The sequence below is a fragment of the Campylobacter concisus genome, assembly GCF_902460875.1.
GTDB lineage: Bacteria > Campylobacterota > Campylobacteria > Campylobacterales > Campylobacteraceae > Campylobacter_A > Campylobacter_A concisus_AA.
In genome coordinates this window covers 69,574-79,522 of sequence record NZ_CABPVR010000001.1, presented here as the reverse complement: position 1 = coordinate 79,522, position 9,949 = coordinate 69,574, and the positions used below count along the sequence as shown (strand labels likewise).

The window sequence follows — 9,949 nt, the reverse complement described above, 5'->3', positions numbered from 1 at the left end:
TAGTCTCTAGTTTTTCTTTTTGTGCTTGAACCAGCTATCAAATATCATTTATTACGATGCTGTTTTTAAAAATTTTTATAGGTTTGAGGAGAAGGAAGATCGCATAAATTTAGGGTAAAAAGAAAAAATAAGGGCAAAGTTGCCCTTATAGTTATAAATGTATATTATGAGTGAAAGTGAAATTCCTCTGGATGATCTAGTGCGTATCTAAATTTATCCATATCGACTTTTTTATCCCAGATAGAAACTATCATGCAGCCAACGGCATTGCCGCAGAGATTACCAACTGCACGCATCTCTGACATAAATTTATCAACACCAAGTAGTACGGCTACGGTGACGACTGGTATGCCAGTGCTTGGGAGTGCGCTTAGTGTGCCAGCAAGGACGACAAAGCCTGATCCTGTCACGCCAACAGCACCTTTGCTTGTGATCATTAGTACGATTAAAATGCTTATTAGATGCTCAAAACTTAGTGGGATGTTAAATGCTTGAGCTAGGAAAATAACACTTAGACTTAGATAGATGTTGGTGCAGTCAAGGTTAAATGAGTAGCCAGTTGGAATGATAAGGCCAACAGCACCTCTATTTATACCAGCTGATTCTAGCTTTTGCATAAGTGGCGCAAGAGCCGTTTCACTCGAGCTTGTCGCAAAGACTACCAATACCTCTTTTGAGATAAAACGCATAAATTTAAAGACATTGATTTTTGCAAAATAGCAGATAACACCAAGCACGACAAATATGAAAAAGCAGCTTGCAAGTGCCATAACAACCAAAAGCTCCATCATGCCAAGAAGCGTTCCGATACCAAATTTGCCGATTAGATAAGCCATAGCTGAAAATGCAGCCACTGGACTAAGGAGCATAAGCCAACTAAGAAGTTTTAAGACATAGTGCTGAATAAATTCAAGTGGCTTTAGGCAAGCTTGTTTTTTATCATGTGCTAGCAGCGAAAGCACGATAGCAACGATAATAGCCATGAAAAGTACTTGAAGAGTATTTGATTTTATAAATGGATCAAGTATATGCACGTAAGGGAAAATGTCATCTACTGGCACAGCACCTCTTAAGAGATGAAGTGTATGCGCCACAAATCCGCTATTTGCGTCCATATTTGCAGCTTGAGATGTAAATTTAGCCACACTTGAGGCATCAAGCTGAGTGTAGTCAAGATTCATGCCATGTCCTGGACGAAGTGTCTCACCAAAGATGATACCAACAGCAAGCGCAAGTGTGCTAACTATCTCAAAATAGATAAATGCCTTTAATCCAATAGACCCAAGATCTTTTAGACTCTCGAGCCCAACGATACCTGAAACGATCGTTAAAAAGATAATAGGGCCGATTAAAATTTTAAGTGCTTTTATAAAATAATCAATGCCTGGCTTGCTTGCTATACCAAGCTCAGGCGCGACCATGCCAACGACAACACCACCAACAATACCGATCACAACCCAAAAGGCAAGATTGGTAAATAATCTTACGGCAAGGCTTCCTTGCTTTTTAGCATTATTCATAAATTTTCCCCTTTATAGGCTTTCTCTGATCTTAGCAGAGATGATCTTATCGCCTTGTCTGATAGCATCAAGTACCTTTAGGCTCTCTTCATCAACGCATTTTCCAAAGACTGTATGCACTCCATCAAGATGAGGTTGTTTGCTATGACAGATGAAAAACTGTGATCCGCCAGTATCACGCCCTGCATGAGCCATGCTTAGGCTACCGCGCTCGTGTTTTACCTTTTGCTTATCGCATTCGCATTTTATCCTCCAGCCAGGACCGCCTGTACCTGTGCCATTTGGGCAGCCGCCTTGGATGACAAAATTTGGTATAACTCTGTGAAAATTTAGGCCATTGTAAAAGCCTGATTTTATCAAATGGACAAAATTTGCAACAGCTTGTGGAGCTTCTTCGGCAAAAAGCTCAAGTCTGATCTCGCCTTTGTCTGTCTCTAAAACTGCAAATTTATCTTTTTTTAGCTCGTCTAAATTTATATCATAAACTTTTAATTCATCAAAACGCATGTATTTCCTTTTTATTCGATATTTGTATAAACTGCTTGAACGTCATCATCGTCTTCTAGCTTATCAAGAAGCCTCTCGACCTCAAGCATTTGCTCTTCGCTTAGATTCACGGTTTGATTTGGTAAGTATTGAAGTGAAGCTTTTTTAACTACTAAATTTAGTTTTTCGATACCTTCATGAAGTGTGCCAAAATTTGCATAATCGCCATAAACAAATAGCGTCTCATCGTCAGCCTCGATATCGCTTAGACCATAATCTATTAGTTCAAGCTCGATCTCTTCGATATCTGCACTTGGTTTTTCAAGCTCAAAAACGCTCTTTCTTGTAAACATAAAGCTAAGGCTGCCACTTGGCAAAATTTCTCCGCCATTTTTGCTAAATATTGCTTTTACATTTGCAACTGTTCTTGTTGGGTTATCAGTAGCGCACTCGACGATGATCTGCACGCCGTGAGCTGCTTTGCCGTCATAAAAGATAGTCTTGATATCGGCGCTATCTTTGCCATTTGCTCTTTTTATAGCTGCATCGATGTTGTCTTTTGGCATATTTTCAGCTTTTGCTGCTGCGATAGCTGCACGAAGTTTAGGGTTCATATCTGGATCACATCCGCCATCTTTTGCCGCTACTGTTATAGCCTTTGCAAGTTTTGGAAATACCTTGCTCATCTTATCCCATCTAGCTTCTTTTGCTGCTCTTCGGTACTCAAATGCTCGTCCCATAAATATCCTTAAATAAATTTTTTACGGATTATAACTAAAAAAATTTTATACTTTTTTAAAACATTTTTAGTTTGCCTGCTAAAGCGCTTAATTTGTAAATTTGAAAATAATATTTGGTAAAAATTTAAGCTAAAGGCATATAATCATACCCATGATAAAAAATGCTCAAAAACAAGATGCAAAAATCTGCATAAAACTACTAAATTTAGCTATGGAGGATATCGCCTACAAGCTAAGTGGCTACGACGATCCTGTAAAAAGTGACGAAATTTTAGAGAAATTTTTTGTAAGCGAGATAAATAGACTTAGCTATAAAAATATCTATATCTATAAGCGTGACGACGTGATCATCGCTGCGATGTGCGCTTACTTTGGCGGCGACGCATGGCAGCTTGATAGAGAAATTTCGCAGCATCTAAAGGCTCTTGGCAAAGATGCCAAGATAGAAAAAGAGTGCTTTGATGATGAGTTTTATATAGATAGTATCGCTGTAGATGAGAAATTTAGAGGTCAAGGTCTTGCAAAAGAGCTCATCTTGCACTCATTTGCAAGAGCAAAAGAGCTAGGACATAAAAAGGTCTCGCTGATAGTTGATATAAATAAGCCAAAAGTTCGTAAATTTTACGAGAGTCTTGGCTTTAAATTTAACACCAAAAAGATCATAAATTTACACGAATACGACCACATGATAAAGGAGATAATATGAAAACATTTGAGGTAAATAATGTGCATTGCCAAAACTGCGCAAACACTATAAAAAACGCACTTGAAGATGACTTTGGCGAGATAAAAGTCGATCTTAGCAAAGAGCCAAGACAAGTAAGCGTCGATATAAAAGATGGCGATGTTGAGAAATTTAAATCAGAAATGGCTGATCTGGGATTTGACGTGATAAAAGAGCTGTAAAATGCCTTTAAAAGTCAAGCTAAATATAGCGGGAATGAGCTGCATAAATTGCTCAAACGCTATCGAAAAGGTTTCTAAAAAGATAGATGGCGTGCTTGAAGCAAATGTAAATTTTGCAAACGCAAGCGGTGAGTTTGTCCTAAAAGACGCCAGCGTGCGTGAAGTTTTAGAGCAAAAGATAAAGAAGCTTGGCTACTTTGTGGCGACAAATATCGATGAATTTGAAGCCAAAAGAGACGAGCATATAACCTCGATAAGAAACAAATTTATATTTGCATTTATCGCAAGCGTCGTGATAATGGCGCTTGAGATGTTCGCGCCTCACAATATGCTAGTAAATTTGCTCATGCTAGTTTTAGCTTTTTTGGTGCTAGCTTTTAGCGGCAAAGACTTCTTTGCTCACGCCATAGAGGCTGTCAAAAACAAAAACTACGATATGAACGTGCTTGTAGCTCTTGGAAGCGGCAGTGCGTTTTTATACTCGCTTTTTGTTGTGATCTTTTCAAATTTCATCCCAGATGACCTAAAAAACGTATATGTCTCGGGCGTAGCGATGATCATAGCCTTTGTTTTGCTTGGCAAGTACCTTGAAGAGCGCTCAAAGGCAAAGGCTGGCGACTACCTAAAGACGCTACTTAAAATTTCGCCTAAAACCGCCTTTTTGGTCATGCCAGACGGGCAGAGCAAAGAGGTAAATGTAAATGAGCTAAAAGTAGGCGACATCGTCATCGTAAAAAATGGCTACAACGTCCCAAGTGACGGCGTGATAGTCCAAGGTGGCGCTGAGATCGACGCTTCTATGCTTACAGGAGAGAGCTTGCCAGTTTATAAAGAGGTAGGCGATAGCGTATTTGCCGGCACTCTAAACACAAATGGCTACATAAGCATCAAGGTAACAAAGGGTTCTTTTGAGAGCTTACTATCTCAAATTTTAAGCTTGCTAAGCGACGCTAGCTCCAAAAAGATGCCTATCGGACGGCTGGCTGATAAGATAGCAAACATCTTTGTGCCAAGCGTCGTGGCGATCTCGGTTCTTACATTTTTGATATGGATAATTTTTAGTGGAAATTTCGCCTATGCGATCTCTTGCGCGATCTGTGTGCTTATCATCTCATGCCCATGCGCGCTTGGACTTGCCACGCCAATAGCAATAGTAAGCTCTCTTGCTCGCGGCGCAAAAGCTGGAATTTTGGTTAAAAACCCAGAAGTTTTGGAGCTGATAAAAGATGCTAAATTTGTAGCATTTGACAAAACTGGCACGCTAAGTAAGGGGCTAATCAGTGTCAAAAGCTCAAATTTGAGTGAAAAAGAGTTAGAGCTAGTGGCATCTGCTGAAAATTTAAGCGAACATCCGATCTCAAAGGCGATCGTAAGATATGCAAAACAAAATTGTATAAATTTACAAAAGCTAAATGGCAAATTTCAAAACGTAGTTGGTCAAGGCATCGTCTATGAAGATGAAAGCAATAAGATAATAATAGGCAACGAAAAACTGCTCGCAGCAAACAATATCTTGCTAAATGAAGCTGATAGTGAGGCGATAAAAGAGGCTACAAATGATGGAAGCGGCGTCATACTTTGCGCGGTCAATCAAAAATTTAGCGGATTTTTAACACTAAGTGATGAGCTAAAAAATGAGGCAAATAGCGTTATAAACGAGCTTGCAAGGCTAAATTTACAAAGTGTGATCCTATCAGGCGATGATAAAAAAGTAGTGGCAAATATCGCTAGCAAACTAAATGTGAGCGAGTACTATGCAAATATGCTACCTGAGGATAAATTTAACAAAGTAAAAGAGCTAATGAGCCGAGGTGGCGTGATCTTCGTGGGAGATGGCATAAACGACTCGCCATCGCTCAAAGAGGCAAGCGTTGGCATAGCTATGAACTCAGGCTCAGACATCGCTAAAGGCGCTGGCGATATCGTGCTTGTAAAAAATGACTTGCGTGGCGTGAGCGGGCTTGTAAAGCTTGCAAATGCGACTATTGCTAACATAAAAGAGAATTTGTTTTGGGCATTTATGTATAACGCCATTTGCATACCAGTGGCTGCTGGTGTGCTCTATCCGGTATTTGGACTGCTTCTAAGTCCAGTTTATGGCTCGATGGCGATGTGCCTAAGCTCGGTTACTGTCGTGCTAAATGCACTTAGACTTAGATATTTGAAGCTTAAGGATTAAATTTGAGACTTGGAGAGCTTTACAGCGTTGTAGCGGCTGCACTTGCTACAAATTTTAACGGCATCTTGGGTGTCTCATCTTTTATGCGTATAAAAAAGACAAATGCGTGGATAACGCAGACAAAGAGCGATGCGAATATAAAAGGAAATGAGCTTTACGCTAAATTTATCAAAGATGAGAGTAGTGCTGCTTTATGTGACGATTTTGTCATTTTAAAGTCAAAATTTGAGGCAAGTTACTATTTTTCGTCTGCAAAAGATGATCTAGCTCAATTTTATAAGGCTATAAATTTTCAGCCAAAAATGGGCGAGATTGATAGCATCTCAAATCAGCTAATTTTAATAGCAAATATTTTAAAAAGTAAAGCATCTAAGGAGTCTATGAGACTTCTTGCAGCTTTTAGTGTCTCATTTTTCTTGCCTTATGCTAAACAGCTTTCAAGAGACATCCAAAAAGACGCAACTAGCAATTTTTATAAATCAATGGGATATTTTTTAGAGGATTTTTGCCTAGTTTTAGAAACTATTATTGGTAAGGCTTAGTCTTAAGCCTGTGCCATTTCTATCATTTGAGTTTTAATGCTTAAAATGTTATTTTGAATGGCTGACTGCTCTAAATTTAAGTAATGAAGCATTTGCATAGAATTACGATCTTTTAGGCTTTGGATGCTTGAAATTTGATGCGAAATATCTAGATTTTGATCTTGTAATTTTTCTAAGTCCTTTTGTAACTGTATAGCGCTCGCTTTATTAATAATTATAGGGGAAATTTTAGCATCTTCTCTTTGTTCTACATGTACTTCATTGCTTCTAACAATATCTTTCTTGTCATAGCTAGAAGATACTAACATGCTTGTTTTTGAGCTATTTGAAGAGATAGATGTATAGCCATCATGATAGAAAATATTTGAGTTCATATTTGCATCTATTTGCATATCATCCTTCCTCTTATAGATTATTTTTATTTTAAACTATCTCAATAGAAAATTAAAATAGTTTTTAAAAAGTTATATTTTGAATTATATTTCCATATCCTTAAAGATAAATTATATTTATAACTTTTTTTGCAACTTTATAGTTAAAATACCCAGTTAAGTGCTATTTTGTTAAAATCACGCAAAACTAATTAAAGGCAAAGCTATGAAAGAAGAGAAAAACGCACACAAAAAGATGTGGGAGGGTAGATTTAGCGAGGCTAGTTCGAAGCTACTCGAGGAATTTAATGCCTCTATAAATTTTGATAAAAATCTTTTTGAAGAAGATATCGCTGGAAGTAAGGCTCACGCAAAGATGCTTGGAATTTGCGGAATTTTGAAAAAAGATGAGTCAGAGGCGATCATAAAGGGGCTTGGTGAGGTTTTATCTGAGATAAGAGCAGGTAAATTTGAGTTTAAGTTAGAAGATGAAGATATACACATGGCAGTTGAGAAGCGCCTTAGCCAGATCATCGGCGCCGAGCTTGGTGGCAGACTGCACACAGCTAGAAGTAGAAATGACCAAGTTGCGCTTGACTTTAAATTTTACGTTTTGAAGAAAAATTTAGAAATTTCTTCATGTATAAAAGAGCTCATCGCCACGCTTACAAATTTGGCAAAAAATAACAAAGATACGCTAATGCCAGGCTACACACATCTTCAACACGCTCAGCCAGTAAGCCTTAGCTATCACTTGCTAGCATATGCATTTATGTTCAAAAGAGATTTTGAGCGTTTTATTAGCTCCTATGAGCGAAACAACCTAAGTCCGCTTGGTTCAGCAGCCCTTGCAGGCACTCCTCATAAGATAGACAGGAGTATCGTTGCAAGTGAGCTTGGCTTTGCAGGTTGCACGCAAAATGCGATGGATAGCGTGAGCGACCGTGATTTTGCGTTGGAAATTTTATTTAACATTAGCGTTTTTATGACGCACGCTTCTAGACTTTGCGAGGAGCTTATACTTTGGAGCTCGCAAGAATTTGGCTTTGTAAGCATCAGTGACGCTTATAGCACAGGAAGTTCCATTATGCCTCAAAAGAAAAATCCAGACGTCGCTGAACTCATACGCGGTAAAACTGGGCGTGTAAATGGAAATTTAGTAGCGCTACTAACTACGATGAAGGGCCTGCCACTTGCTTACAATAAAGATATGCAAGAAGATAAAGAGGGTGTGTTTGACAGTGTATCTATCATTTTAAGCTCGGCTACTATCCTAAACGAGATAATAAAAACAGCTAAATTTAACGAAAAAAACATGTTAAAAGCGACAAAAACTGGGCATCTAAGTGCGACTGATTTGGCAGATTATCTAGTGCGTGAAAAAAATATTCCATTTAGAACGGCGCATTTTATCACTGGTAAAGCTGTCGCAAAGGCTGAAAGTTTAGGGCTTGATTTGAGTGAACTAAACGAAGAGCAGCTAAAAAGTGTGGATGAAAATTTAGATGCAAATGCTATTAAATTTTTAGATCTTCACGCTTCAAAAGAGGCACGTTGTTCGCAGGGCGGCACGGCAAATAAAAGCGTTGATGAGCAGATAGAAATTTTAGATTACTGGCTCTAAGAAAAAAGAGTTATAATTACGCAAAATCTACAAATTTTAAAGGATTAAAAATGTTTTTTGATGGCAAAAATAAAGAGCTTTCTAGTAAAAATGAAGCTTTACAAAGAGAAAATGAAGCTTTAAAGGCTGAAATTTTAGCACTTAAAAATGAGCTAAAAAACGTTAAAACTTGCGAGCCAAAAGAGCAAGCCAAGGATAAGCAAGAGGCTGTAAATTTATTGCTTTCAAGTTATCAAGATGGTATAAATTTCTTGCAATTAACAATGGAAGAAAACCTAAAAATGCTTGAAAGTATAAACGGATTAAATGAAAAGACTTTCAAAGAGACAGGCGAACTCAAGTCGCAAACGGCTGAAATTTTAAACTCGATTGAGCAAGTAAGCCAGATGAGCAATGACCTTTCAAATGATGCATCTTCACTTGATGGAAGCGTAAATTCGATTGTTGAGATTATAAATCTCATTAAAGACATCTCAGATCAGACAAATTTACTAGCTCTAAATGCTGCGATCGAGGCGGCCCGTGCTGGTGAGCATGGACGAGGTTTTGCCGTCGTGGCAGATGAGGTTAGAAAGCTAGCTGAACGCACTCAAAAAGCGACACTTGAAGTAGAAGTAAATATAAATGGCCTTAAACAAAGTGCAAACACGATGATCGAAATGAGTGAGAATTTTTCAAAAATTTCTGCAAATGCTATGAAAATTTTAGGTGGATTTGAAGGAAATATCTCAAGCGTAAATGCAAATACGCAAAATATCCTAAATCAGGCTTTAAATGTTACAAATGAAGTCTATGTAAGTAATGGAAAAATAGATCATATAAATATGAAGCTAAATGGATATAGAGGCGTGCTTTTAAATGAGTTTAACAAGATTCAAGATGTTCATGAGTGTAGATTTGGCAAATGGTATGAAAAAGATGTGAAAAATACTCTTGTAAAAGATGCCAAAATTCTCTCAAGTATCGCAGCTCATCATGAAAATGTTCATCATGGACTAGAAAAAGCGATGGTTATTTTTGCTGATAAAGACAAAGGAAATCTACCTGGTGTTGAAATATTAAAAGATGTCGAAAACTCAAGTAAAGTAGGTTTTGAAGAGTTGCTTGAAGCTATTAAGGCTGCAAGAAAATAAAATCTTAGACTCATGCTTTGAGTCTAAGATTTATAAGTTATTAAAATGTGCTTTGTGGATCAGCTACGCCTTCACTCCAGCCAAGTTTTGCGCCAGCAAGTAGGTGAAAGTGTAGGTGCATAACCTCTTGACCGCCGTTTTCGCCGCAGTTTGTTATGAGGCGGTATCCGCTCTTATCAACGCCCATTAAGCTCGCCACTTCTTGGATAAATTTAGTCATCTCACCCATCAAAACTGGATCCATCTCTTGGAAGTTTTTGTAGTGTTTTTTAGGGATGATGAGGATGTGGATCGGCGCTTTTGGGTTTATGTCGTTAAAAGCTAGAAATTTCTCACTTTCAAGCACTTTGTTGCAAGGGATTTCACCAGCTACGATCTTTTCAAATATGGTCATTTTAGCTCCTTTGAAATTTTGCAAAATTATATCAAAGTGTGCTTAAATTTCGTG

Annotated in this window: 11 protein-coding genes and 1 pseudogene; 7 read left to right on the top strand and 5 right to left on the bottom strand. The window is 38.0% G+C overall.

Features of this window, described 5'->3' with window-relative positions:
- Window positions 1–164: 164 nt before the first annotated feature.
- The 3 genes from F3H01_RS00435 to F3H01_RS00425 are packed head-to-tail and all read right to left on the bottom strand — an operon-like array spanning window position 165 to window position 2,746.
- Window positions 165–1,520, bottom strand: a complete 1,356-nt coding sequence (locus F3H01_RS00435; RefSeq protein WP_149724469.1) for a cation:dicarboxylate symporter family transporter — start codon at window positions 1,518–1,520, stop codon at window positions 165–167.
- 12 nt (window positions 1,521–1,532) lie between these two features.
- Entirely contained in the window at window positions 1,533–2,027 is a 495-nt protein-coding gene (locus tag F3H01_RS00430) for a peptidylprolyl isomerase (RefSeq protein ID WP_107785127.1), read from the bottom strand.
- An 11-nt stretch (window positions 2,028–2,038) separates the two neighbouring features.
- Window positions 2,039–2,746, bottom strand: coding sequence for a YebC/PmpR family DNA-binding transcriptional regulator (locus tag F3H01_RS00425; RefSeq protein WP_021090734.1), 708 nt, complete (start codon window positions 2,744–2,746; stop codon window positions 2,039–2,041).
- Window positions 2,747–2,897: 151 nt separating this feature from the next.
- Between F3H01_RS00425 and F3H01_RS00420 the strand changes: the two genes are divergently transcribed.
- The 4 genes from F3H01_RS00420 to F3H01_RS00405 are packed head-to-tail and all read left to right on the top strand — an operon-like array spanning window position 2,898 to window position 6,373.
- Window positions 2,898–3,452, top strand: a complete 555-nt coding sequence (locus F3H01_RS00420; RefSeq protein WP_149724468.1) for a GNAT family N-acetyltransferase — start codon at window positions 2,898–2,900, stop codon at window positions 3,450–3,452.
- Window positions 3,449–3,652, top strand: a complete 204-nt coding sequence (locus F3H01_RS00415; protein ID WP_009294304.1) for a heavy-metal-associated domain-containing protein — start codon at window positions 3,449–3,451, stop codon at window positions 3,650–3,652. Before F3H01_RS00420 ends, F3H01_RS00415 begins: the two co-directional genes overlap by 4 nt.
- A gap of 1 nt (window position 3,653) precedes the next feature.
- Window positions 3,654–5,831 carry a heavy metal translocating P-type ATPase gene (locus F3H01_RS00410; RefSeq protein WP_149724467.1) on the top strand — a complete coding sequence of 726 codons (2,178 nt, stop codon included), beginning with the start codon at window positions 3,654–3,656 and terminating at the stop codon, window positions 5,829–5,831.
- Window positions 5,832–5,833: 2 nt separating this feature from the next.
- Entirely contained in the window at window positions 5,834–6,373 is a 540-nt protein-coding gene (locus tag F3H01_RS00405) for an oxidoreductase (RefSeq protein ID WP_149724466.1), read from the top strand.
- 2 nt (window positions 6,374–6,375) lie between these two features.
- Here F3H01_RS00405 and F3H01_RS00400 read toward each other — a convergent pair whose 3' ends face one another.
- The gene (locus F3H01_RS00400) at window positions 6,376–6,765 is read right to left on the bottom strand and encodes a hypothetical protein (RefSeq protein ID WP_149724465.1); all 390 of its coding nucleotides are present in this window, start codon (window positions 6,763–6,765) and stop codon (window positions 6,376–6,378) included.
- Window positions 6,766–6,970: 205 nt separating this feature from the next.
- Here F3H01_RS00400 and argH point away from each other — a divergent pair, with 205 nt between their 5' ends.
- From argH to F3H01_RS09660, 3 genes and pseudogenes are all read left to right on the top strand, one after another.
- Entirely contained in the window at window positions 6,971–8,368 is a 1,398-nt protein-coding gene (gene argH / locus F3H01_RS00395; protein ID WP_149724464.1) for an argininosuccinate lyase, read from the top strand.
- 461 nt (window positions 8,369–8,829) lie between these two features.
- Window positions 8,830–9,108 (top strand): annotated as a pseudogene (locus tag F3H01_RS09665) (methyl-accepting chemotaxis protein); the annotation flags it as partial.
- Between the two features lie 84 nt (window positions 9,109–9,192).
- The gene (locus tag F3H01_RS09660) at window positions 9,193–9,501 is read left to right on the top strand and encodes a CZB domain-containing protein (protein WP_410369058.1); all 309 of its coding nucleotides are present in this window, start codon (window positions 9,193–9,195) and stop codon (window positions 9,499–9,501) included.
- 40 nt (window positions 9,502–9,541) lie between these two features.
- Here F3H01_RS09660 and F3H01_RS00385 read toward each other — a convergent pair whose 3' ends face one another.
- Window positions 9,542–9,895 (bottom strand): histidine triad nucleotide-binding protein, encoded by a 354-nt coding sequence (locus tag F3H01_RS00385; RefSeq protein ID WP_004317216.1) that lies wholly within the window; start codon window positions 9,893–9,895, stop codon window positions 9,542–9,544.
- Window positions 9,896–9,949 lie beyond the last annotated feature (54 nt).